Consider the following 22,558-nt stretch of genomic DNA (forward strand, 5'->3'; position numbering starts at 1 on the left):
CGATTATGAACCGCTTGGCTGTCTTTGACGGTCTTTCGGGTGAACAATGCTCGGCCTGACTTTGGCTCCCGGCACTGTCGTCCGGACGAGCACCTGCCACAGCGCCTTGCCGTTAAACGGTAAAAACGGCCATAAATACGGCGTGTGAAACGAGCGGATATTCGCCATTATGATCAGCAGCAATGTAAAGCCTATCACAAAGCCTTTCACTTGGAAAATGGCCACGAGCACCATTAAGATGAGGCGTATCATTTTATTGGCGAGGCTGAGCTCATAGCTCGGCGTGGTAAATGATCCGATGGCAGCGATCGATACGTACAGAATCACTTCTGCTGAAAACAGCCCCACCGCTATGGCGATTTGACCGATCAGCACCGCCGCAATCAGACCCATGGCGGTGGATAAAGCGGTCGGCGTATGGATCGCGGCCATCCTGAGAAACTCAATCCCCAAATCGGCCAAAAAGATTTGCAGAATGATCGGGATGTGCGTATTTTTATTTAAACCGATAAAATCCAATCTTTCAGGCAGAAGAGACGGTTCAAGAACAAAGAGGAACCAGATCGGAAGCAGGACCGTTGAAGCGATAATACCAAAGAACCTGATCCATCTTAAAAATGTTCCCACTGAAGGCGCCTGCCTGTATTCTTCCGCATGCTGAACATGGTGAAAAATCGTTGTCGGCGTTATGATCACGCTCGGTGACGTATCAACGACGATGATGACGTGCCCTTCCAAAATGTGATTGGCGGCCACATCCGGCCGCTCTGTGTATCTGACCATCGGAAACGGGTTGTAGCCCTGTTTGACGATGAATTCTTCCACCGTTTTATCAGCCATCGTCAATCCGTCAATGTCAATCGCATTCACTTCGTTTTCGACGATGCTGACAAGGTCCGGATCCGCGATGTCCTCTATATACACAATCGCAAGATCGGTCTTAGAGCGCTCGCCGACTTTCGTAATTTTGACGCGGAGCCTTTCGTCCCTGATTCGTCTTCTGATCAATGCTGTATTAATGACGATATTTTCGATAAAACCGTCTCTTGCTCCGCGGACGACCTTTTCCGTATCCGGTTCTTCTGGTGTGCGTCCGGGGTAACTTCTGACGTCAACGATAAAGGCGAAGCCCGCGTCTTCAACGATAACGGCGACAAGTCCGGAAAGCACCTGATCCGTTGCTTCGTCGAGCGTTTTGACTTTTTGGACCTGCTGATTGACAAGCCTGTTTTCAACAACGTCAATCGCTTCATCCGCATTCTCGTCATAATTATTGATGTCGACGAGCTGTTCCATTAAATGAACGATAAACAAAGTATCGGTTAATCCGTTGACAAAGTAAATCTGGACTTCCCGGTCTAATACTCGAACTTTGCGGACGCCGACATCATAGCTCGTTCCCATACCGACGCGGTCTTTAAAAAATTGTTCATTTTTTCTAGGATCCCGGTACACCTTGATCATGTTTTCCGGTTTTTCCGGCATGGCTTTCGCTCCTTTCTAAAATGAATTCGACCGCCTTCATCGTGATCGGCGAGCCTTTAGATATGTCATCTTTTCTCCCCATCTTTCCTATGTCGCCGATGCCCACAATGAGGGGAACGTCCAATTTATCCAGACAATACACCGTATCTCCGTTCATTCTGTGCTCGTCCATTTCTCTCATTCCGGTTTTATCGACGCCAAACTCCGTCACTTCTCCATCACGGTCAATGGAGACATCGACTTTCGTCCATTCAGCCTGATGGGTCTTAGAAGCGACCGCAATCACCCCCAGCACTTCAACGTCCTGATGTGAGGCAACATATTTCAGCGCCGTTTCGCCCGGCCCTTCCCCTTGCAGGCCTGAATCGTCAAACATGACAAACACCGGGTCATTCGGCGCGGCTTTAATCAGCTGAACAAGTTCGGGCCCGCTTCTCGTTGACGGATTGCCCTTTGATTGGGAAATACACCGTCCGCCTGCTTTTTCCGCGGCATATTCAATTGTTTTGGCGGCGTATACGTCCCCGTCTGTCACAAGAATGACCTTCCGTTTCGTCATCAGGCATTATCCTTTCGGTTTAAAAATAACGGCTACAAGAAATGCGAATAAAATCGCTGAAGATATACCGGCGGAAGTAAGTTCAAAAATCCCCATGGCGATCCCGATAAATCCATGCTCGTGAGCTTGATGCATGGCGCCGTGCAATAAGCTGTGACCGAAGCTGACGATGGGAACCGTCGCGCCCGCACCCGCGAATTCGATAAATTTGTCATATATTCCGAACCCATCTAACAAGGCGCCGATGACGACAAAAGTTGTCATCACATGGGCGGGTGTCAGTTTAAAAATGTCAAGCAGCAGCTGACCGATAATGCAGATGATTCCCCCGCAAACAAAAGCCAACAGATATTCCATTTATGATGCACCTCCCGCCCGCTCAAATACCACACCGTGCGCGATGGTCGGAATGGTTTCCTTCTGCTGGATCATTGTCGGACTTAAAAGCGCTCCTGTCGCGACAACGAGTACCCTGTTTAGGGTCCCTGCTTTTAATTGATTAAAAATATGTGTGTACGTAACAAGCGCAGAGCAGGCGCAGCCGCTTCCGCCCGCAAACACCTGCTGGTCCGGCGTATAGATGAGAAGACCGCAGTCATCGTGTTTCGTTCCCACAGGATAGCCTTCTTCTTTGAGCAAATCTTTCACGATCGGCGAGCCGACGCCTGAAAGGTCACCCGTTAAAATCAGATCATAATCATCCGCCGTACGGTTCAAGTCCTGCAGGTGCTGTTTGATTGTGTCGGCGGCAGCGGGCGCCATGGCGGATCCCATATCGAACGGATCTGTTATTCCGAGGTCGCTTACTTTTCCCACTGTTGCGCTTGTAATCTTGATATCAGAAGGGTTTTGGCTGATGATGACCGCCCCGCCCCCCGTGACCGTTGAAGTGGCGGTATCCGGTTTTTGCCCGCCATACTCCGTCGGATTGCGGAATTGCCGTTCTGCCGTCGCGTTATGGCTGCTCGTGGCTGCGATCGCCCGGTTCGCAAAACCGCCGTCAATGAGCGCGGATGCGACGGCAATCGTTTCCATTGAAGTCGAACAGGCGCCGAACAGACAGAGGAACGGAATTTTCAGATGTCTGGCGACGTAGTTGGCGGTCACATTTTGATTTAAAAGATCCCCCGCGAGTAACAAATCAATATCGCTCTTTTTCAAATTCTGTTTTTGCAAAGCGGAGTTGATGGCATCTTCCATTAACTGACGTTCCGCCATTTCCCAGTTTTTCTGATTGCAGTGCATTTCATCGTATGTCTTATCAAACAGCGAACCGAGCGGGCCGTCTTTTTCTTTCGGTCCGGCGGCCGTCCCCGCCGAATTTACAAATAACGGGTTTTCAAATACCCAGGTTTGCTTTCCGGTCAATTTCATTTTTTCTCCTCCTACGAAAACAGTTTTTCACAAGCAAACCGTATCAGACCTACGATATAGGCTGCCACGACGCCGAATACAATGACGTTTCCCGCCAATTTAAACATGTTTGTCGCTACCCCGAGCACGAGTCCTTCACTTCTGTGTTCCAGAGCGGCGCTTGTCATACTGTTTGCAAAACCCGTCACCGGCACGGCTGAACCCGCTCCGGCAAACTGCCCGAGTCTGTCATAAATACCGAATCCGGTCAAAAGGGCGGAAATTAAAATAAGAGTGGCGGACGTCGGGTTGCCCGCTGTTTTTTCATTGAAATTAAAAAAGTGGATGTAAAAGTCTTGAAGAGCCTGCCCGATCAGACAGATCAAACCGCCGATCAGAAAGGCTTTGACGCAATTCCAAACATATGGCGGTTTCGGCTGATAGTCTTTCACTTTTGTTTTGTAATTTTCTTTTAAGTTTGTCACGTCGTTTCCTCCTTATGAATGATGGATAAAATACAGCCAATGAAATAAAGAGCCGGCTATTTTGCCGAACACAATGGCCATCAGCAATATGATGATTTTGCTGCCGAAGCCGATCCGTTTGGCAAGAATGGGAAGCACATTCAGCACTTCTGTAAGCGCGGCGGCCAGCATGCCGACAAACATGCCGGCCAAAAGCCCGACCGGAACGGCCAGCCATTCAGATAAAAAAAAATGATTCATATTTAAGGTTTCCCAGCCGCCGAACACAGCTCCTGAAATAACAGCTCCTTCGTAGGCCTGTACAAAGCGCATTGTTTTTGTCAGCTGCATAAGGCGGGGGACGATTCCCATAACGGTTAAAAAAGCCACAAAGCCCGCACCCACGGTCAGCCCTCCGCCAAGCCCGACAAATATAACGAAAAGAATGCTAACGATCATGCAGATCTTTCATCGTCTCTTCATTTTCGTGCATTGCGACATAGTGATCGAGATCAAGCTGATAATTAAACATCTCGACTTCCAGCGGGCTTGGCTCTTCATTCAGGCGTTTTTTGAAGATGTGATTAAAAAAGACGATCATACCGAGACCGAGGCCGATGCTGTATGGAATCTGAAGCAGATACGGATATTCATTCCGTTCGCCCGTTATGATTTCATATAAGGCGATATGAACTTCTCTCATACTGACATCTTCATGAAAATTCATAATGGCAAGACATGAACCGATAAAAAGCAGGAGCCAGACACCGACGAATAAAACGGCTGACAGCTGCTTTTTTTGGTAATGGATTTCCACTATCGTTTCAGCGCCGCCGACGGTCTGTACATCAAGAGCGGGAAAAGCGGTATGAATGGTTTTCAGCACTTTTATGATGTCCAGCACGACGATATTTTTGTCTTTTTTCGTGACCTTATACAGCGGCAGTGCCGACAGTTTTTTTTTCAGCTTTTGCTGTCCCGCGATCTGCGCGGCGTCGCCGATTGTGATGATATCTCCGGTATGAGCCTTCACGCGGTGGCGAAGTCTGAGAAATATTCGTCTTTCCATCTTGCATCACCATCTTTCGGGTGGTTATATATGTAGTATGTGGTTCACTTTTGTTCTCATTCATCAGCGGCAAAAGACCATAAATTACCACCGATACACAAATAAAAAAAGCCGGCCCGTAAAAGGTCAGCTTTCCGTATGATCCATCTGCACTTTAATCTGCTTTAATATTTTTTTCTCCAGCCTCGATACCTGGACTTGGGAAATCCCGAGCCGTTCGGCTACTTCCGACTGTGTCTGATCTTTATAATATCTCAGATAGACAATGAGTTTTTCCCGTTCTTCCAAATCACTGATCGCTTCCTTGAGGGCGATTTTGTCAAACCACTTCTCTTCTGAATGATCGGCGATCTGATCAAGCAGGGTGATCGGGTCTCCGTCATTTTCATACACGGTCTCATGAATGGATGAAGGCGCCCGCACCGCTTCCTGCGCAAGCACCACATCCTCCGCATCAATTTCTAAATGGTCCGCGATTTCCTGGACGGTCGGCACTCTTCCGTATGTTTTTGACAGTTCATCTTTCGCCCGGCGTATTTTATTGCCGAGCTCTTTTAAAGATCTTGATACTTTGACGGTTCCGTCATCGCGGATGAAGCGCTGGATTTCTCCGATAATCATCGGCACGGCATAAGTTGAAAAACGGACATCATAGGACAAATCGAATTTATCAACGGATTTTAACAATCCGATACAGCCGATCTGAAACAGATCGTCCGGCTCATAGCCTCTGTTTAAGAACCTTTGAACGACGGACCACACAAGACGCATGTTTTTTTCTATGAGGAGGTCTCTTGCCTGCTGGTCGCCCTCTTGGCTCTTTTTGATTAATTCTTTGACTTCATGGTCCTTGAGCTGCGCGTTTTTGCTGTTTTTCTTAACCTCCACATCCATAACAAATCTCCTTAATTACAAAGCGCTTTGCTTTTTGATAGGTGTTTTGTTAAGCGTATTGTCGTTCCCATCTCCGGCGAGGAATCAATCGTGACATCATCCATGAAGTTTTCCATAATGGTAAAGCCCATTCCGGAGCGCTCAAGCTCGGGTTTTGTCGTAAAGAGCGGCTGGCGCGCTTCCTCAAGATCCGTGATCCCGAGGCCTTCATCACGTATGGTCAGATAGACGACATGATCCTCCAGCGTAACGGAGATGTACACCTTTCCGTCACAGTTTTCTTCATAGCCGTGGATGATTGCGTTTGTTACCGCTTCTGATACGACGGTCTTGATTTCCGTCAGCTCATCCATCGTCGGGTCGAGCTGTGCGATAAAAGAAGCAACTGTTACGCGCGCAAACGATTCGTTCTGACTGAGGGCTGAAAATTCAAGATGCATCTCGTTTTTCATGATGCCACCCCCAACGTTAAAAGCGCTTTTTGTTCTGATTGTTCGAACCTGATGATTTTAAACAGGCCGGACATGTCAAACAGACGTCTCACCGCGGGCGAAATCGCGCACACGACCATTTCTCCGCCGAGCTGTTTAATTTGTTTATAACGCCCTAAAATCACGCCGAGGCCGGAGCTGTCCATGAAGGTAAGATCTTCAAGGTTCAGCACGATGTGACGGATGCCGTCAGCCTCCAGCGATTCAGTAACCTTTTGTTTTAATGATTCTGCCGTATGATGGTCGAGTTCACCTGTTAATCGAATACAAAGCACGGATTCTTTGACATGAAAGTCAATTCCAAGGCTCATGCTCATTCCTCCTTGATATGATCGGATAATGAGTGTTTCGATTTTCGGGAAAGCAATTCCTTCACTATGACAAAACTAGTGCCCGTTCGCCACGATTATTTAAATTTTGTCCAATCTCCCATCGTCCGCTTCAGAAAAGTGAGAAAACCCGCTTTTTCCATGTCGTCTTTTGCCGTGACCGGGCTTTCAACGAGCAACTTTCCGTCTTTTTTCAGAACGAGGCTGCCGAGCACCTCTCCTTTTTTAACCGGAGCCGTTACATTGCCTTTGATTTTCACTTCTTTTTTTACTTTGTCCATGTTCTCTCCCTTTTTGGCCAGAAGAGAAATCGGCTCAGATGTGGTCAGCTTGATCAGTTTCTTTTTTCCTTTTTTCACTTTTACCGTTCCGACGATTTGATCCCGTTTGTACAGCGGGTGTGTTTTGAACTGGCTGAAGGCGTAATCAAGCATTTTGGTCACTTGGGCATTTCTTTCTTTCGGAGTGCTGGCTCCGAAAACGACAGCAATGACCCTCATATTTCCTTTTTTAGCGGTGGCGGTTAAACAATACTTCGCTTCGCCTGTAAAGCCCGTCTTCACGCCGTCTACACCCGGATAAAATTTGATCAGCCGGTTTGTATTGACGAGCCAGAACTTTTTGTCTGTATTTTCTCTTAAATAATCCTCATACGTTCCCGTAAATTGAGTGATTTTATCATACTTTAATAATTCCTTCGCCATTTTCGCCATGTCATAAGCAGAGCTGTAATGGTCTTTTTCGGGCAGTCCCGTCGGGTTTTTGAAGGAGGTATCTTTCAATCCCAATTCTTTTGCTTTTTTGTTCATCCGGCTGACGAAATCCTCTTCTGAACCGGCGATATACTCCGCCATTGCGACAGATGCGTCATTTCCGGAAGCTATCGCAATTCCTTTGAGCATTTCTTTTACCGTCATTTCTTCTCCGGGTTCAAGGAAAATCTGTGATCCGCCCATGGACGCGGCATGTTCACTCGTCCTGACTTTATCGCTCATCTTTATTTTCCCTTTGTCAAGCGCTTCCATGATTAAAAGCATGGTCATGATTTTTGTCATGCTTGCCGGCGCCAGACGCTCCCGGCTGTTCTTGTTATAAAGAATGCTTCCCGTATCGCGTTCAATCAGCACGGCGCTTTTGGCTTCATGAGCGAGCTCCGATGTATGTTTTCCGTCCGGCTTTGCAAAAGCGGACGGTGCTGATGCCGTTAATAAAATGCCAATCAACAAAGTGGATATAAGACGTTTCATCTCCAAAGCCCTCCATTTCATAATCCTTTTTATTTTTTCCAAATCCGGTGGTTTTATACGCCTCATCTGGAAAATGTTTCGTGTTGAGGGCACAAAAAAACAGCTGCTTCCGAAGAAACAGCTGACTGATGCTGACTTATTTTTGAGAACGTGCGACTACGGCTTTTACAAGCTTCAAAAAGCCGCCTTTTACTTTTTCCGTCATTTCCATTACTTCTTCATGTGATAACGGCTGGTCAAGAATACCTGCCGCCGCGTTGGAAATGCATGAGATGCCGAGCACGCGCATCCCCGCGTGGTTGGCGACGATGACTTCCGGCACGGTCGACATGCCGACAGCGTCAGAACCCATCGTTCTTAAAAACCGAACTTCTGCAGGCGTTTCGTAAGACGGCCCCGTAACAGCTGTATACACCCCTTTTTGAACAGGAATGCCCAGCTCATCGGCCGTTTTTTCAGCCAAGCCTGACAGCTCTTTGTCATAGGCTTCTGACATGTCCGGGAATCTCGGTCCGAATTCAGCTTCGTTCGGCCCGATTAACGGGTTGGTGCCCGTAAAGTTGATGTGGTCTGTAATAATCATCAGATCGCCGGCGCGGAATTCAGTGTTGATACCGCCGGCTGCGTTCGTCACGACAAGGGATTCAACGCCGAGCGCCTTCATCACGCGGACGGGAAATGTGACCTGATCCATTGAGTAGCCTTCATAGTAATGAAAGCGGCCCTGCATCGCGATGACCTGCACACCTTCAAGCGTTCCCATCACAAGCTGGCCGGCATGGCCTTCTACCGTTGAGACCGGAAAATCAGGGATCGTTTCATATGTAAGCTTGACAGCTCCTTCAATTTCATCGGCCAATACGCCGAGCCCTGACCCTAAAATCAGACCGATCTTTGGTGTTTCTTTCACGTGTTCTTTAATAAATGCAGCAGCACGTTCGATTTTTTGTTTCAAAAAAAGTCCCCCTACTGTAATCTTGATAAAAAGCTTTTTCCGTATTTCGGCTTTTCCGTTTTGAAATTATCCGCAATGGTTGCCCCGATATCGGCAAATGTATCCGCAAGCGGCAGCTGTTCAGTGTGCTTGTGCTTTTTGCTGTACACAAGAAGCGGCACATACTCCCTCGTGTGATCCGTGCCGTGATGGACAGGATCATTGCCGTGATCCGCAGTGATGATAAGCAGATCGTCTTCTTTCATTTTCTCAAACACTTCCGGAAGCCTCGCGTCGAATTCCTCGAGCGCTTTTCCGTACCCTTCCGGATCGCGGCGGTGTCCGTACAGCGCGTCAAAATCAACGAGGTTGGCAAAGCTCAGGCCCGTGAACTCTTCACCGAGCGTTTCAATCACTTTGTCCATGCCATCCATATTAGATACCGTGCGGCGGGAAGATGTAATGCCTTCTCCGTCATAAATATCAGAAATTTTGCCGATGGAAATGACGTCTAATCCGCTGTCTTTCATTCCGTTCATTACCGTGCGGCCGAACGGTTTGAGCGCATAATCATGACGGTTCGGCGTGCGTTTGAAGCTGCCCGGTTCTCCGACGAACGGTCTTGCGATAATCCGGCCGACCATGTACTTCGGATCAAGCGTCAGTTCTCTGGCCGTTTCACAGATGCTGTACAGTTCGTCAAGCGGAACGACATCTTCGTGAGCCGCAATCTGCAGGACGGAATCTGCTGATGTATAAACGATCAGCGCACCCGTTTCCATATGTTCTTTTCCGAGCTCGTCCAGAATCGCCGTGCCTGAAGCCGGCTTATTTCCGATGATTTTCCGTCCTGAACGCCGCTCAAGTTCCTGAAGAAGTTCATCCGGAAATCCTTCCGGGAACACTTTAAACGGTTTTTCAATGTAGAGGCCCATAATCTCCCAGTGCCCCGTCATCGTATCTTTCCCGTTTGACGCCTCCTGCATTTTTCCGTAGTACGCAAGAGGGTGCTCCGTTTTTTCCACGCCCTTAATGTCTCCGATCAGTCCGAGACCGAGCTGCGCCATATGGGGCATATGTAAGCCGTTCATGTGCTCTGCGATGTGTCCGAGCGTATTTGCGCCTATATCATTAAAATCGGCGGCGTCCGGCGCTTCACCGATTCCGACAGAATCCATTACGATCAAAAATACCCGGTTATATTTGTATTCAGACATCATAAAAACCTCCTTTTCTTCCATCTGTCCATTGTAGCTTACAGAGGTCAGACAACTCAAGTATAAACCGTTTACATTCTTGTTGACAATGCCGATTCAAATAATTAGAACCTTCTCTGTATTCCGCCAATCCGGCAAAAAAAGCCGCGGCCCCTCTGGCAGCGGCTCCTAAGCGCGCGGATGATACTGTTTGTACACGTCCTTCAGCCTTGTTTTCGTCACATGCGTATAAATTTGCGTCGTGGAAATATCGGCATGTCCGAGCATCTCCTGCACGGCGCGCAGATCCGCGCCGTTTTCGAGCAGGTGCGTTGCAAAAGAGTGCCGAAGCGTGTGCGGTGTCAGCTCTTTTTTAATCCCCGCTTCAAGGGCGATTTTTTTCAGGTTTTTCCAGAATCCCTGACGGCTGATCTGCCTGCCGTGATGATTCAGAAAAAGCGCTTCGGTTACGTTTTTCTTTAATAATTTCCCTCTGGCTTTTTCAATGTATGCTTCTATCGCATGAGAAGCGGCTTCACCAATCGGCACAATCCGCTCTTTCCGCCCTTTTCCGAAGCAGCGGACGAATCCCATCGTCAAATGGACGTCGGATAATTTCAGCTCGATCATCTCGCTGACCCTGATGCCGGTTGCGTACAGCAGTTCAAGCATGGCTTTATCCCTGAGACCGAACGGGCTGTCAAGCTTAGGCGTGTCCAATAACCGCTCAACTTCGTGAAGCGCCAATACTTTCGGAAGCGTCCGCTCTGTTTTTTGTGTTTCAATATGTACCGAAGGATCTTTATCCGCGGCTTTTTCCCTTAACAGAAATTGATGAAAAGACCGGATCGACGCCAAGTGCCTCGCAGACGTCTTGCCGGATTTCCCGGAGTCCTTTATATGCTTTAAATATTGAATAATATGAAGACGGGTCACATCATTCCATGAAGTGATCTGAAGGGTTTCAGTTAAGAAGAGAGAATAACTTTTCAGATCACGCTCATAGGACATCATCGTATTTTGGGACAGCCCTCTTTCAACCCTCACATAATGGATGAAATCCTTAATTTGATCCTTCACTCTTGATCTACTCCCCGTTTTGGTAAAAAAAGATCAATCGGCCGAACCAGCCGTCTTTCTCCTCATGTTCCGTTTTGGCCACTTTGACGGCGGAGCCTTCCGGTTTATCGTACCGATGATAGTTTTCATACTCTGAATTCACCCATATCATAGCATAATAGAACAGCGCGGTAAAACCTGTGAACAGAATAAACACTTTGATCGTATCCGCGGCTGTTTTTAGGAATCTGCCCATCTTTCGATCGACCCTTTCTTTTGGCGGCTGTTAGTACACCTTATGCCAATTTCAAAGGCTTTTATACATAAAAACAGCAAAAAACCCTTTCCTGGCAGAAAAGGTTCGTAGGCTTTTACTCTGTTTCATCCCCGCGGCAGCGGTGGCAGATTCCGTGAAAAGTCAATCTATGATCTTTAATTTTAAATTTCCAATCACGTTCAATCACTTCTTCAACGTCTTCAAGCAGATCTTCTTCAATTTCATCGACGGCTCCGCACTCCATGCACACCAAATGGTGATGAAAGTGAGCCGCGCCTTCTTTGCGAAGGTCGTAGCGGGATACGCCGTCCCCGAAGTTAATTTTATCAACGACTTTTAATTCTGTTAATAATTCTAATGTACGGTATACTGTAGCGAGACCAATTTCAGGAGATTTCTCTTTTACGAGGAGGTATACATCTTCTGCGCTTAAATGGTCTTCTTCGTTTTCAAGCAGCACTCTTACCGTTGCTTCCCGCTGTGGCGTAAGCTTGTAGCTTGACGAGTGCAGCTGCTTTTTAATTCGATCAATACGGTTTTCCATGTCTTTCCCTCCTACGCCGCATTCCATGACTCATTATAACAAAATACGCGCAGAGTTCCAACTATAATTATTATAAACTGATAAATAAAAGTATTATTTTATGATAATCATTCTAAAACATGCGTGATGACAGCTTTTCCATAAACAGCGGAGACACGTACGCCTCGAGCAGCGAAGCGATAACCGAGAAGAAAACGATGAGAATCAGCACGAAGGCATAGCGTCCGAACCATTGGATCGGCGCGTCATGAAGGCTGCGTTTGACAAACAGCTGCCGGATCAGTTTCAGTGAAAAAGCGATGGAGCATGTCCCCATGACAAGATATGCCGGAATGAGAACGATGTTTTGCGGCAGAACCGAAATAAATGACAGGAAAAACCCGTTCATCCCCATTTGATTCACTAAAAAACCGACCGTGAAGCCGACCACGATTCCTTTCAAAAACACCATAATGAAAATAACCGGAAGACCGATCACGGAAATACCGAGGATCCACATCAGCCCCAAATATTTCACATCATGAAAGACGGCCTGCCAAAACATTTCTGAAGCGCTGGCATGTTTTCCGTCAGACAGCTGTCCGAAAAATTTGCTTAAATAGTAATACAAATCTTCTTTCTGCGTGATGGTCATGCTGTTGACGATGATCGCCCCGAAAATGACCCCCATCAAAAACAAGACGAACACAAATATATAAAGTGACAGATGATCCTTTACATGGCGAAAAAACAGTTCTTTGTACGATTGTTTTCTCATACCGCTTTCCTCCCGCTAATCTATTGACTTGATTTAGTAGATTGTATGAAAGAAAAGAGAAAACATGACAGAGAAATCATAGAAAGGCGCGAGATTCGGGCATAAAAAAAGAACCCCCGTCATCACTCCGGTGATCATAGGGGTTCCTTTTTTTATGCTTTATTCTTTCAAGCCTGTCTTTTTTGGTTTTCGTCACTCTTTCATGGGTGCTGAAAGACGGCGCCGTCCCCCTTGACAGGACTGCGTCACGCATCCCGTTTCTTTTGAGATGCTCCCGCATTTTTTTCGTTTTGCTCTTCGCCATGTGCCAATCGCTCCTTTTCCCTTTTCTTTATCATAACAAAAAAATCCAGATGTGTTCATGAATACGGCTCATGTTTCGACCGGTAAGCGCGCAGAGACGTTTTCGCAGATGAATAGCTCCCCATTGCGGCGTATCCGTAAAAAAATCCCATAAAAATCCCCGCATACACGTGTTCATGGTGACCGAAAACGATAGACACAACATTTCCGGCAGCAAGGGCAATCGTGGGAACGAATATGCCCGGAACCCGGCAGAACACTTTGATCAGCTGTGTGACGCATAAGACGACCGGCACGCCGATCACAGCATCCCAAATATTTGTATGGATCAGCGGAAAATAATCCACATCGACACCTCTTTATTCCGTCTTTTGCTATCGTTAGCCTGCCTAAGAATTCCGCTTCCTATTCATGATAAAAAAACAGCACCGGCACATGTCCGGTACTGTAAGAGTTGTTTATTTTCCTGCCGCGGCCCGTTCTACGGCTGCTGATACGGCCTGATGCACGTCCGCATCCAAAGGCTGAGGCACGAGATCGCCGTGTTTTGTGCAAGAGGCGATGGCTTCTGCGGCCGCCACAAGCATTTCATGGTCGATTTTCTTGCTTTTGGCGTTCAGCGCGCCGCGGAAAATCCCCGGGAAGCCGAGAACATTATTGACCGAACGGCCGTCAGCTGCATAAGCGGCTCCGGCTTGTAATGCCTCTTCCGGTTCAATCTCCGGCTTCGGATTAGATAAGGCCAGAATGACGTGTCCTTTTCTGACATCCTCTTTTTTAATGAGGCCCGGAACTCCTGTGGTGCTGATCACAATGTCACACGTGTCCATTAATTCTTTGATGCTTCCAAGCGGCTGACCTCCGTACTGAGCGAGGCGGTTCATTGCGTCTTCTGACTTGTCCGTTCCGCAGACCGCTTTGACTCCGTATGCCATAAACATGCGGCAGATGGCGACGCCTGCCGCGCCGAGACCGATCTGACCGACCTTCGCTTCTTTTAAATCAAGACCGGCGCTTTTACAAGCGGAAATGGCGGCGGCGAGCGTGACGACCGCCGTGCCGTGCTGGTCATCGTGCATAACCGGAATGTCCAGTTCTTCTTTCAGGCGGTCTTCAATGTCAAAGCAGTGAGGCGAACCGATATCTTCAAGCAGAATTCCGCTGAACCCCGGAGAAATATGTTTTACCGTGCGAATGATTTCTTCCGGATCAGAGGTATCGAGCAAAATCGGAATTCCGCTGATACCCGCCAGCTGGTCAAAAAGCGCGGCTTTCCCTTCCATTACGGGCATTCCGGCGACAGAGCCGATATTGCCGAGGCCGAGAATCGCCGTGCCGTCGGTGACAATGGCGACAGAATTGCTGATTGTCGTATAGATGGACGCTTTTTCAGGCTCGTTTTCAATCAGTCTGCACACATCGGCGACACCCGGCGTATAAACACGGCCAAGCTCAGCCAATGTCCGGATCGGCATTTTGCTTTTCATCTGAATTTTGCCGCCTTCATGAGCAGAGAGCACTTCATCTGAGACTGTATGAAGACGGATGCCTTCACCGAGAGCTTCAATGGCTTGAATGATTTCCTGCAGCTGCTCTTCATTTTCAGCCTGCACCGTAATGTTGCGCATTGTGTAGTTCGGGCCGACTTTAACGGTTTCAACTTCCCCGATATCTCCGCCCATCACTCCGATGGCGGTTGCCACTTTTCCGAGATTTCCGGGAACAGTCGGCGTTTCAATCATTAACGTCCGAATCATATGCTTTGTAATCATGAAATGAACCTCCTAACCCAATTTTTGAGATTGTAAGGATTTTTCTTTCGTGTACCAAATGAATTTCCCCGTGTATCCGTACAATATTGCCAGTCCGATAGATACAAAACTGAGCCACATGAACGGCAGATAAGAAAATGTGGATACGCCGAGAATGCCGGCCATATAGATGCCGTTATCAGACCACGGCACCATCCCTGAAGTAAGCGTTCCGCCCACCTCTGCGTTCCGGGATAAAACTCTTCTGTCAAGTTTCAGTTTATCATAACTGTTCTCCATGATTTTCGGCGTCAGAATCAATGACACGTACATCGCACAGCCGAAAATGTTCCCTAAAAGGGCGACGACCAATGTCGAAAGCGTTACATTTCCCGGTGTGGTCAGCTTTTTCTCAAAAGTTGAGACAATCACTTTTAATACACCGAGCTTCTCAAGAATTCCTCCAAAACCAAGACCGAACAGGATAACGACTAACGTATCCAGCATACCGGTAATGCCTCCGCGGTTTAACAGGCCATTTAAAAATTCGACGTCCGTTTTTATGGAAAAACCATTATAAGCAGTCGCGATGGCACTGGCAAAATTCATTCCCTGAAAGACGGAAGCCCAGATTGCCCCAAGCAAAGCACCGATGACGATAACGGGCATAGACGGCTTTTTCAAAATCAGAAGGACCACGACGACAACAGCCGGAATGAGCATCCATATATGAATGTCAAACGTTTTCTGTAATGAAGATTTTAAAAATTCCACTTTGTCGAGATCAATATTTTTTCCGCCGTATATAAATCCCGTTACGGTAAATAGAATGGCCGTAATAATATAGGACGGAATTGACAGATACATCATCGCTCTGACGTGTGACAGCACGTCCACCTTAGAAAGCGTGGAGGCAAGCACCGTACTGTCAGACAGCGGTGAAAGCTTGTCTCCGAAGTAAGCGCCGGACAAAACGGCTCCCGCTACGATCGGGAGCGGTATACCCATTCCCTCTCCGATGGCAATCATGGCGATCCCCGCTGTACCCACTGTTCCCCAGGACGTTCCGGTCGCAATGGACATAACGGAACAAATAATCAGTGTAGCAAGCAGGAAAACATGAGGATTAATAAACTCTAAACCATAATAAATTAACGTCGGCACAACACCGCCGGCAATCCATGTCCCGACGAGCGCACCGACCGAAACAAGAATCAACACCGCTTCAAGACCGTTTGATATCCCGGTGACAATCGAAGCCTGCAAGTCTTTATAGGAATATCCCAGTCTGACTCCGAGAATAATAGCGATAAACCAGGATATAAATAGAGCAAGCTGGATCGGCAGGTCTAAAAATACTGTAAATGATAAGACAAGCGCTAAAAACCCGAATAATAAGATAATAATTTCCAATAAATTCGGCAATCTGACCTCTTTCATAAGAAAATCCCCCTAGAAGAAAAAGCTAAAACGCTTTCATCAAATGATATAACAAATTATACTATACTGCCTCATCCCTTTGTATGGCAACCGCCTATTCACTAAAAAACGTGAAAAGGCGGCTGTTGTTGCTTTAAAATTTATTTTTCTAATAGATCTTTTCCGGCAATCCCCGGTTTTGTCATTTCATACGGATTCAAAATGATATCCAATTCTTCTTCTGTCAGTACATCATTTTGAAGGCAAAGATCTCTTACAGATTGCCCCGTCATGATTGCTTCACGGGCAATTCGCGCAGCCGCTTCATACCCGAGGTGCGGATTGACCGCTGTAATGACGCCGACGCTTTTTTCCACGTATTGCTTCAGACGTTTTTCGTTGGCTTCAATTCCCGCCAGACAATGATCGGTAAATGAACGGAACCCGTTATTCATGATGCTGATGGATTGAAGCAGGTTAAATACGAGTACCGGCTCCATTACGTTAAGCTCCAGCTGGCCCGCTTCTGAAGCGAGGCAGATCGTATTGTCATTCCCGATGACCTGGAAGGCGATTTGGTTGATCAGCTCTGCCATTACAGGGTTGACTTTCCCAGGCATAATGGATGATCCCGGCTGACGGGCGGGCAGTGAAATTTCCGCAAGTCCCGCGCGCGGACCTGAAGCCATTAAGCGCAGATCGTTGGCGATTTTAGACATGTTCATCATGCATACTTTCAACGCGGCTGAAACTTCCGTATACGCATCAGTGTTTTGTGTGGCGTCAACCAAATGGCCGGCGCCGACAAGCGGCAGTCCGCTGATGTCAGCCAGGTGCTTCACAACCTGTTCTATGTAGCGCGGATCGGCGTTAAGTCCCGTACCTACGGCCGTTGCCCCCATGTTTACTTCATACAGATGCTGGCGGGATTGTTTAATTCGCTTTATGTCACGCTCAAGCACGCGGCTGTATGCTTCAAATTCCTGTCCGAGACGGATCGGCACAGCGTCCTGAAGGTGTGTGCGCCCCATTTTAATGACAGAATCAAATTGTTTCGCTTTATCTTTAAAGACACTGAGCATATGCGCCATCGTATCAAGGAGCTTATCCAAAAGTTTCAAGGTTGAAATATGGATTGCCGTCGGGAACACGTCGTTCGTCGATTGTGACATGTTGACGTGTGTGTTCGGGCTGAGGTGAATGTATTCACCTTTTTTATGGCCCATGATTTCAAGAGCCCTGTTGCCGATTACTTCGTTGGCATTCATGTTCATGGACGTTCCGGCTCCCCCTTGGATCGGATCGACGATAAATTGGTCATGCCATTTTCCCTCAAGAATTTCATCTGCGGCCTGTACAATCGCATTTCCGATTCCTTCATACAGCCGTTTTACATCCATGTTGGCAAGCGCCGCCGCTTTTTTGACGATGGCGAGCGCATTAATCATTTCTTCGTGGATGCGGTAGCCGGTAATCGGAAAGTTTTCTTTCGCGCGCAGCGTTTGTATTCCGTAATACACATCAGCTTCAATTTGTTTTTCTCCGAGGAAATCTTTTTCCTGACGATATTCTTTTTGCGCGTTTGTCATGCTAAAACCCTACTTTCTCTTTGTGGTAGTCATGTTTTTACAGTACAACGTCGTCTGCGATCGGTGTCTCCATAATGTTTTTGACTTCAGCCAAGTTGTGAGACTGGCCGAGCGCCCACATTAATTTCGGCACGATGGCTTCCGTGTTCATATTTCTGGAGCGGATAATGAGATCTTGATTGACTCTTCGGCCGACTTCATAGACGCTCATGTCCTCTCCTTCTTCAAGACATTGTGTCGTAATGACGACGACAATGCCGCTTTCAATCATTTCATTGACTTTGGCGAGAATGTCTCTTCCTTCAAACGGCACGCCGCCGCTGCCGTAGCTTTCAATGACGATTCCTTTGTACATGCCCTTTAATGCGTCAAACATTTCCGGTTTCAGCCCCGGGTGGAGCTTGAGAAGGCACACGTCCGTGCAAAGTGAAGTATTGACCGTAAAAGCATCGTCTTTTGGCATGTGCACTTGTTTGTTGTATTCAATTCCGTTTTCGGTAATAAACGCGATATACGGATAGTTAATGCTCTCAAATGCATCATAGCTTTTCGTTCTCAATTTAATGGCGCGTGTGCCTTGAATGACTCTGCCGTCAAATACGACGTATACGCCGCCCACCCCTTCACATGCGAAGCGGATCGCGTCCGTGATATTTTTTTTGGCATCGGTTTTTTGAAATGTAATCGGGATTTGCGAACCCGTAATGACGATCGGTTTATCAGCATGCTGAAGCATATAAGACAGTGCCGCTGATGTATAAGCCATTGTGTCTGTCCCGTGCGTAATGACGAACCCGTCATATGCGTCATATTTTTCTTTGACAGCATTTGCGATTTCGGCCCAGTATTCAGGCTGCATATTTGTGCTGTCGATGTTCATTAACGAATGGGTTTCCATCGTGTAATCGTTATCAAGTTTTGATACGTAGGTTAACAATTCGTCTGCTTTCACCCCGGGTGCAAGCCCGTTTTCTCCTTCGACTGAGGCGATTGTTCCTCCGGTTGTTAACAGCAATAATTTTTTCATACCCTGCACCTCTTCATCCATTTCTCAAGATGTGTTAAGCATTCGCTTTTCGCATACTTTTAATCAAATTATAGACAGACGAATGAAATTAATCAAGTGATTATTATTCAATTCGCGTACACTTTTGCATATCGATATGATATAATTTGCTCAAGTGAAAAGGAGCGGTTTTGAATATGAATTTAGATCGTTTAACTGAACTGAGAAAAAAGAAAAATTGGTCTCTTCAATATACGGCTGATCGTCTCGGCATCGCCAAAAGCACGTACGCCGGGTATGAATCAGGATACCGGCGTCCGTCATTCGAGGCGCTGGGCACGCTTGCCGATCTGTTTGACACGACGTGCGACGATTTACTGGGGCGCACTGAAAAAAAAGCGGAGCCGTTTGCACAGACCATCGAATTAACAAACGCCGCACAAGGCCGCGGCACACTGACCGTTGACGGACAGCCGCTTAATCAGGATGAAATCATCGAATTGATTGCGTTTGTCCGCACGAAAAAGAAGGTGCAGGAGGAGCTCCGCTAAAAAACCGGCTTTTACGGCTTGATTCTGCCGTACGTCCCTCCGCCCCCAGCCTCAAGGACGAGCTGCCCGGTGCGCGCTTTATGAATGACAGCCGCTATTTTAGGCTGGACGACACGCGCCAATTCCTCTTCTTGCGCCTGATGAAGAATCGCCATCTCCGTTCCGAAAGCCCGCTTCAGTTTTTCTAACGTTTTCGGCCCGACCCCGGGAATGAACTGCAGCGGGATTTGATGAATATACGGCGGCCGCGGCATGCGGCTTTTTTTCGGTCCGCTCAGTTCCTCCAGCCGTTCACTGACCCCTTTTGTCATTGTTTTCCCCCCGCACTCCGGACAGGCGGAAGCTCCTTTTTCAACCGGGCTGCCGCAACGGTCGCAAGCCGTCCGGTAATACTTCCCGAGCTTCGGGTTCAGCCCGTAATTCGCCGTGATTTTTCTTCCGCCCTTCCCTTTTAAAGCCAGCGAAAATTCCGTGAAATTCGCTTCTTTAAGAAGCATTTCATTATATTCTCTGCCGATTTTTCCTAAGGAATGCGCATCAGAATTTGTTAAAAATGTATACGGATCAAGTTCTGTTACCCGCGAAGCCATGTCGGTGTCGCAGCTTAACCCGAGTTCCGCCGCATCAATGAGCGCCGGGTCGAAAACTTCTGTCAAAGAAGATCTGACCCCTTTTCCGTACAGGCTTTTATGCGGGGTGAACATATGGGCGGGAATAAACAGCCCGCCCAATTCCTTTGTTTTCCTTTGAAGATTCAAACCGGTTTCATAAATGCGCTGGGAACTGAGATGGATATTTTTAAGCCTTTTTGCGAGCCACTCAGAAAACATCTTCATTTCGGCAAGAGCCGGCATAAAGACGAGAACGTGAATCGGCCCGCGGCATGTGTGATCATAGATTTCAAGCTCACTGCCCAACAGAAGCGTCGTATTCCGATACCGGATGCCGCCTTCTTTCAGCTCACGGTATCTGCCTTCATCAATTCCGCGCTCGATTTCTTCTATGACTTCCGGGGAATGGCAGTCGATGATGCCCAATAGTTCAATTCCCTTCCCCTCACTGGCTTCTTCTAAAATCCGGTGCAGCGTCAACGTTTTGGCCCCGGTGATTTTGACCGGTTTTCCCGTATAGGTGCGGCCGATATGAATATGCAGATCCGCATAGATGGTTTTCATCATTTTTCCTTCAGCGCTTCTTTCAGCTGGAGATACTGAATCGCGTACGCCGTTTTTGCGTCATACACCCTGCGGGATTCAATCAGCTTCACGGCCTCTTCAAGCGTGACCTGCATGACTTCGACAAATTCATCCTCATCCAGCTCTCGTTTTTCTTCCAGCGGCGAAAGCCCTTCCGCAAGAAAGAGATGCACGATTTCATCAGCAAACCCGGGTGATGTATAAAAAGCGGTGATTTTCGTCAAGGTTTCCGCCGTATATCCCGTTTCTTCCTCGAGCTCTCTTAACGCCGTATGTTCCGGCTCTTCCCCCTTTTCAAGCTTCCCGGCCGGAATTTCAACGATTGTCCGTTCCAGCGGCTTTCTGAACTGGTTCACCAAAATGATTTTTCCTTCCTCAGTCACCGCAAGTACGGCCACCGCTCCCGGATGTTTGACGATTTCCCGCTTGCTTGTTTTTCCGTTCGGGAGCTCTACATCCTCTAAGTAAAGATCTATGACTTTCCCGTCATACAGCTTTTTTTTCGCAAGTGTTTTTTCTTCTAAATGTTTCATCATGTCATCTCCCGTTCTGTCTCTCTATTATGCCTCATATATTTTATCATACATGCATGAGAGGGAGGTGCTTTTCGATTGAAGGTGTACCGGAAGGATAAGAGTATCGTATTGGTCGGAAAGGCGTGGGAAGTGCGGGCTAAACTGAAAGAATACGGACGGACATTCCGCTATGTCGGAGATTGGATCACCGGGCCTTAACAGTTGAAAACTTCGCGCCTTTATATTACGGTCAATAAAAGACTATAAAAAGGAGCGAAACGATGAGAAAACGCACACTGGGACATTCTGATTTAGAAATAAGCGAAATCGGGCTCGGCTGTATGTCGCTGGGCACGGATAAAGCTAAAGCGCTGTCTGTTTTGGATGAAGCGATCGAGCTTGGAATCAATTATTTAGATACCGCTGACCTTTATGATTTCGGCAGAAATGAGGAAATTGTCGGGGAGGCCGTCAAAAACCGCAGGCACGACATCATTTTAGCCACGAAAGCCGGAAACCGCTGGAATGATGATAAAGACGGCTGGCATTGGGACGCTTCCAAAGGATACATAAAAGAAGCGGTCAAAAACAGCCTGCGCCGGCTGAAAACGGACTATATCGATCTTTATCAGCTGCATGGCGGCACGATGGAAGATCATATTGACGAAACGATCGAAGCATTTGAGGACTTAAAACAGGAAGGTGTCATCCGGTATTACGGCATTTCCTCGATTCGTCCGAATGTTATTAAAGAATATGTAAAAAAATCAAATATCACCAGCGTGATGATGCAATACAGCCTGCTGGACCGGCGTCCCGAGGAGTGGCTTCCCCTTTTAGAAGAGAACGGAATCAGCGTAGTCGCAAGAGGGCCTGTCGCTAAAGGGCTTCTTACGGAAAAACCGCTTGATCAGGCGGCCGCAAACGTAAAAGAGAACGGCTATTTAACATATTCTTTTGCAGAACTGGCAGAAACCAAAAAAGCGATCAGCGCTGCCGCACCTGACTTGAGCATGACGGAGCTTTCTCTTCAATACTTGCTGTCACAGCCGGCCGTCGCTTCTGTCATCACCGGAGCCAGCTCACTTGAGCAGCTGAGAGAAAACTGTTCGGCTGCAGAGGCCCGTCGTTTAAGCAGCCAGGAAATCAAAGCCCTGCAATACCATACAAAACGGGACATATACGAAGCCCATCGTTCTTAAACAATAAAACCGGCACCTTTTCAGATGCCGGTTTATTTATATTTATGCCAATCGAGACTGCTTTCATTCAGCAGCTCTTCAAAGCTTTTATGTTTTTCTTTTTCTTTTCGTTTTCTGATTTGTTCCGCCTTTTGCTGCGCCTGTTTTTTCTCGTCTTCTTCCTTCAGCTCACTTTTCATTTGCAAAAGCCTGGCCTTCAGATCTTCCTCCAGATCGTCTTTTAAGCTGTGTTTTTCTTTAGGCAGCTGCTTTTTCATCATTACGCCCCCCGTATCTGAATATGGTGAGGCAAGTGTACCACGGAGCGCCGGAGGCCGGCAACGTTCACGGTCTGAAAAGCCGGAGGAAGGATTTTTCATATTAAAGGA

The 22,558-nt window shown here is 47.5% G+C and carries 29 protein-coding genes; 3 read left to right on the forward strand and 26 right to left on the reverse strand.

The genetic code is table 11. From position 1 onward, the window contains the following. Nucleotides 1–3: 3 nt before the first annotated feature. From SB724_RS06470 to SB724_RS06580, 23 genes are all read right to left on the reverse strand, one after another. On the reverse strand, nt 4–1,485 hold the full coding sequence (locus tag SB724_RS06470) for a spore germination protein (RefSeq protein WP_410570489.1): 1,482 nt from the start codon (nt 1,483–1,485) through the stop codon (nt 4–6). After that, nucleotides 1,439–2,047, reverse strand: a complete 609-nt coding sequence (spoVAEA, locus tag SB724_RS06475) for a stage V sporulation protein SpoVABEA (protein WP_029326123.1) — start codon at nt 2,045–2,047, stop codon at nt 1,439–1,441. Before spoVAEA ends, SB724_RS06470 begins: the two co-directional genes overlap by 47 nt. A 3-nt stretch (nt 2,048–2,050) precedes the next feature. Further along, the gene (gene spoVAE / locus SB724_RS06480; RefSeq protein ID WP_007409415.1) at nt 2,051–2,401 is read right to left on the reverse strand and encodes a stage V sporulation protein AE; all 351 of its coding nucleotides are present in this window, start codon (nt 2,399–2,401) and stop codon (nt 2,051–2,053) included. Continuing rightward, on the reverse strand, nt 2,402–3,418 hold the full coding sequence (spoVAD, locus tag SB724_RS06485) for a stage V sporulation protein AD (protein ID WP_044802121.1): 1,017 nt from the start codon (nt 3,416–3,418) through the stop codon (nt 2,402–2,404). An 11-nt stretch (nt 3,419–3,429) separates the two neighbouring features. Beyond that, the gene (spoVAC, locus tag SB724_RS06490) at nt 3,430–3,882 is read right to left on the reverse strand and encodes a stage V sporulation protein AC (RefSeq protein WP_007612334.1); all 453 of its coding nucleotides are present in this window, start codon (nt 3,880–3,882) and stop codon (nt 3,430–3,432) included. Nucleotides 3,883–3,894: 12 nt separating this feature from the next. Next, nucleotides 3,895–4,320, reverse strand: coding sequence for a stage V sporulation protein AB (locus tag SB724_RS06495; protein WP_029326122.1), 426 nt, complete (start codon nt 4,318–4,320; stop codon nt 3,895–3,897). Next, nucleotides 4,310–4,930, reverse strand: a complete 621-nt coding sequence (locus tag SB724_RS06500; RefSeq protein ID WP_007409412.1) for a stage V sporulation protein AA — start codon at nt 4,928–4,930, stop codon at nt 4,310–4,312. Before SB724_RS06500 ends, SB724_RS06495 begins: the two co-directional genes overlap by 11 nt. Before the next feature lie 126 nt (nt 4,931–5,056). Beyond that, nucleotides 5,057–5,824: an RNA polymerase sporulation sigma factor SigF gene (gene sigF, locus SB724_RS06505; protein ID WP_003153348.1), complete on the reverse strand. Its 768-nt coding sequence runs from the start codon at nt 5,822–5,824 to the stop codon at nt 5,057–5,059. An 11-nt stretch (nt 5,825–5,835) separates the two neighbouring features. Then, a complete protein-coding gene (gene spoIIAB / locus SB724_RS06510) occupies nt 5,836–6,276 on the reverse strand; it encodes an anti-sigma F factor (RefSeq protein ID WP_003153347.1) in 441 nt (146 codons plus the stop codon). Further along, entirely contained in the window at nt 6,273–6,626 is a 354-nt protein-coding gene (gene spoIIAA, locus SB724_RS06515) for an anti-sigma F factor antagonist (protein ID WP_007409411.1), read from the reverse strand. Before spoIIAA ends, spoIIAB begins: the two co-directional genes overlap by 4 nt. A 95-nt stretch (nt 6,627–6,721) precedes the next feature. Continuing rightward, nucleotides 6,722–7,891, reverse strand: coding sequence for a D-alanyl-D-alanine carboxypeptidase family protein (locus SB724_RS06520; RefSeq protein WP_410570492.1), 1,170 nt, complete (start codon nt 7,889–7,891; stop codon nt 6,722–6,724). A 136-nt stretch (nt 7,892–8,027) separates the two neighbouring features. Then, nucleotides 8,028–8,846: a purine-nucleoside phosphorylase gene (locus SB724_RS06525; protein WP_007409407.1), complete on the reverse strand. Its 819-nt coding sequence runs from the start codon at nt 8,844–8,846 to the stop codon at nt 8,028–8,030. A gap of 11 nt (nt 8,847–8,857) precedes the next feature. Beyond that, nucleotides 8,858–10,042, reverse strand: coding sequence for a phosphopentomutase (deoB, locus tag SB724_RS06530; RefSeq protein WP_015240135.1), 1,185 nt, complete (start codon nt 10,040–10,042; stop codon nt 8,858–8,860). 168 nt (nt 10,043–10,210) lie between these two features. Then, a complete protein-coding gene (xerD, locus tag SB724_RS06535) occupies nt 10,211–11,101 on the reverse strand; it encodes a site-specific tyrosine recombinase XerD (protein WP_012117897.1) in 891 nt (296 codons plus the stop codon). Between the two features lie 7 nt (nt 11,102–11,108). Further along, nucleotides 11,109–11,336 carry a YqzK family protein gene (locus SB724_RS06540; protein WP_003153331.1) on the reverse strand — a complete coding sequence of 76 codons (228 nt, stop codon included), beginning with the start codon at nt 11,334–11,336 and terminating at the stop codon, nt 11,109–11,111. Between the two features lie 115 nt (nt 11,337–11,451). Beyond that, nucleotides 11,452–11,901: a ferric iron uptake transcriptional regulator gene (gene fur / locus SB724_RS06545; protein ID WP_003153330.1), complete on the reverse strand. Its 450-nt coding sequence runs from the start codon at nt 11,899–11,901 to the stop codon at nt 11,452–11,454. A gap of 112 nt (nt 11,902–12,013) precedes the next feature. Next, complete coding sequence (spoIIM, locus tag SB724_RS06550; RefSeq protein ID WP_410570495.1) at nt 12,014–12,658, reverse strand: stage II sporulation protein M; 645 nt, start codon at nt 12,656–12,658, stop codon at nt 12,014–12,016. A 76-nt stretch (nt 12,659–12,734) separates the two neighbouring features. Then, nucleotides 12,735–12,962 carry a hypothetical protein gene (locus SB724_RS06555; protein WP_012117898.1) on the reverse strand — a complete coding sequence of 76 codons (228 nt, stop codon included), beginning with the start codon at nt 12,960–12,962 and terminating at the stop codon, nt 12,735–12,737. A gap of 55 nt (nt 12,963–13,017) precedes the next feature. Then, a complete protein-coding gene (locus SB724_RS06560; protein WP_003153325.1) occupies nt 13,018–13,308 on the reverse strand; it encodes a hypothetical protein in 291 nt (96 codons plus the stop codon). 111 nt (nt 13,309–13,419) lie between these two features. Next, the gene (locus tag SB724_RS06565; protein WP_007409402.1) at nt 13,420–14,733 is read right to left on the reverse strand and encodes an NAD-dependent malic enzyme; all 1,314 of its coding nucleotides are present in this window, start codon (nt 14,731–14,733) and stop codon (nt 13,420–13,422) included. A 12-nt stretch (nt 14,734–14,745) separates the two neighbouring features. Beyond that, nucleotides 14,746–16,152 (reverse strand): Na+/H+ antiporter NhaC, encoded by a 1,407-nt coding sequence (nhaC, locus tag SB724_RS06570; RefSeq protein WP_265971381.1) that lies wholly within the window; start codon nt 16,150–16,152, stop codon nt 14,746–14,748. 140 nt (nt 16,153–16,292) lie between these two features. Next, a complete protein-coding gene (gene aspA, locus SB724_RS06575) occupies nt 16,293–17,720 on the reverse strand; it encodes an aspartate ammonia-lyase (protein WP_003153322.1) in 1,428 nt (475 codons plus the stop codon). A gap of 37 nt (nt 17,721–17,757) precedes the next feature. Then, entirely contained in the window at nt 17,758–18,747 is a 990-nt protein-coding gene (locus tag SB724_RS06580) for a type I asparaginase (protein ID WP_003153321.1), read from the reverse strand. Between the two features lie 176 nt (nt 18,748–18,923). Between SB724_RS06580 and SB724_RS06585 the strand changes: the two genes are divergently transcribed. After that, nucleotides 18,924–19,277, forward strand: coding sequence for a helix-turn-helix domain-containing protein (locus tag SB724_RS06585; protein ID WP_007409399.1), 354 nt, complete (start codon nt 18,924–18,926; stop codon nt 19,275–19,277). 11 nt (nt 19,278–19,288) lie between these two features. Here the strand turns inward: SB724_RS06585 and SB724_RS06590 are convergent, their stop codons facing one another. Then, entirely contained in the window at nt 19,289–20,452 is a 1,164-nt protein-coding gene (locus SB724_RS06590) for a TIGR00375 family protein (RefSeq protein WP_410570498.1), read from the reverse strand. Next, nucleotides 20,452–21,006 (reverse strand): NUDIX hydrolase, encoded by a 555-nt coding sequence (locus SB724_RS06595; protein WP_003153317.1) that lies wholly within the window; start codon nt 21,004–21,006, stop codon nt 20,452–20,454. The genes SB724_RS06590 and SB724_RS06595 overlap by 1 nt, the downstream gene beginning before the upstream one ends. A 78-nt stretch (nt 21,007–21,084) precedes the next feature. On the opposite strand from SB724_RS06595, the gene mciZ reads away from it, so the two are divergent. Further along, nucleotides 21,085–21,207 (forward strand): Z-ring formation inhibitor MciZ, encoded by a 123-nt coding sequence (mciZ, locus tag SB724_RS06600; RefSeq protein ID WP_003153315.1) that lies wholly within the window; start codon nt 21,085–21,087, stop codon nt 21,205–21,207. Between the two features lie 62 nt (nt 21,208–21,269). Continuing rightward, a complete protein-coding gene (locus SB724_RS06605) occupies nt 21,270–22,190 on the forward strand; it encodes an aldo/keto reductase (protein ID WP_265971378.1) in 921 nt (306 codons plus the stop codon). 32 nt (nt 22,191–22,222) lie between these two features. Here the strand turns inward: SB724_RS06605 and SB724_RS06610 are convergent, their stop codons facing one another. Beyond that, nucleotides 22,223–22,447, reverse strand: a complete 225-nt coding sequence (locus tag SB724_RS06610; RefSeq protein ID WP_007409396.1) for a YqkE family protein — start codon at nt 22,445–22,447, stop codon at nt 22,223–22,225. Nucleotides 22,448–22,558 lie beyond the last annotated feature (111 nt).

The sequence above is a fragment of the Bacillus sp. SIMBA_031 genome, assembly GCF_046535225.1.
Taxonomy (GTDB): Bacteria; Bacillota; Bacilli; order Bacillales; family Bacillaceae; genus Bacillus; species Bacillus velezensis.

Coding starts and splice junctions, on each gene's coding strand:
- nhaC (WP_265971381.1), bottom strand. CDS start 16,152: ATGAAAGAGGTCAGATTGCCGAATTTATTGGAAATTATTATCTTATTA.
- sigF (WP_003153348.1), bottom strand. CDS start 5,824: ATGGATGTGGAGGTTAAGAAAAACAGCAAAAACGCGCAGCTCAAGGAC.
- SB724_RS06605 (WP_265971378.1), top strand. CDS start 21,270: ATGAGAAAACGCACACTGGGACATTCTGATTTAGAAATAAGCGAAATC.
- spoIIAB (WP_003153347.1), bottom strand. CDS start 6,276: ATGAAAAACGAGATGCATCTTGAATTTTCAGCCCTCAGTCAGAACGAA.
- SB724_RS06540 (WP_003153331.1), bottom strand. CDS start 11,336: ATGGGCAGATTCCTAAAAACAGCCGCGGATACGATCAAAGTGTTTATT.
- deoB (WP_015240135.1), bottom strand. CDS start 10,042: ATGTCTGAATACAAATATAACCGGGTATTTTTGATCGTAATGGATTCT.
- SB724_RS06500 (WP_007409412.1), bottom strand. CDS start 4,930: ATGGAAAGACGAATATTTCTCAGACTTCGCCACCGCGTGAAGGCTCAT.
- spoIIAA (WP_007409411.1), bottom strand. CDS start 6,626: ATGAGCCTTGGAATTGACTTTCATGTCAAAGAATCCGTGCTTTGTATT.
- SB724_RS06585 (WP_007409399.1), top strand. CDS start 18,924: ATGAATTTAGATCGTTTAACTGAACTGAGAAAAAAGAAAAATTGGTCT.
- SB724_RS06470 (WP_410570489.1), bottom strand. CDS start 1,485: ATGCCGGAAAAACCGGAAAACATGATCAAGGTGTACCGGGATCCTAGA.
- spoVAD (WP_044802121.1), bottom strand. CDS start 3,418: ATGAAATTGACCGGAAAGCAAACCTGGGTATTTGAAAACCCGTTATTT.
- SB724_RS06590 (WP_410570498.1), bottom strand. CDS start 20,452: ATGAAAACCATCTATGCGGATCTGCATATTCATATCGGCCGCACCTAT.
- aspA (WP_003153322.1), bottom strand. CDS start 17,720: ATGACAAACGCGCAAAAAGAATATCGTCAGGAAAAAGATTTCCTCGGA.
- spoVAE (WP_007409415.1), bottom strand. CDS start 2,401: ATGGAATATCTGTTGGCTTTTGTTTGCGGGGGAATCATCTGCATTATC.
- SB724_RS06520 (WP_410570492.1), bottom strand. CDS start 7,891: ATGAAACGTCTTATATCCACTTTGTTGATTGGCATTTTATTAACGGCA.
- SB724_RS06495 (WP_029326122.1), bottom strand. CDS start 4,320: ATGATCGTTAGCATTCTTTTCGTTATATTTGTCGGGCTTGGCGGAGGG.
- spoIIM (WP_410570495.1), bottom strand. CDS start 12,658: ATGAGAAAACAATCGTACAAAGAACTGTTTTTTCGCCATGTAAAGGAT.
- SB724_RS06565 (WP_007409402.1), bottom strand. CDS start 14,733: ATGATTACAAAGCATATGATTCGGACGTTAATGATTGAAACGCCGACT.
- fur (WP_003153330.1), bottom strand. CDS start 11,901: ATGGAAAACCGTATTGATCGAATTAAAAAGCAGCTGCACTCGTCAAGC.
- SB724_RS06580 (WP_003153321.1), bottom strand. CDS start 18,747: ATGAAAAAATTATTGCTGTTAACAACCGGAGGAACAATCGCCTCAGTC.
- SB724_RS06610 (WP_007409396.1), bottom strand. CDS start 22,447: ATGAAAAAGCAGCTGCCTAAAGAAAAACACAGCTTAAAAGACGATCTG.
- SB724_RS06595 (WP_003153317.1), bottom strand. CDS start 21,006: ATGAAACATTTAGAAGAAAAAACACTTGCGAAAAAAAAGCTGTATGAC.
- SB724_RS06555 (WP_012117898.1), bottom strand. CDS start 12,962: ATGGCGAAGAGCAAAACGAAAAAAATGCGGGAGCATCTCAAAAGAAAC.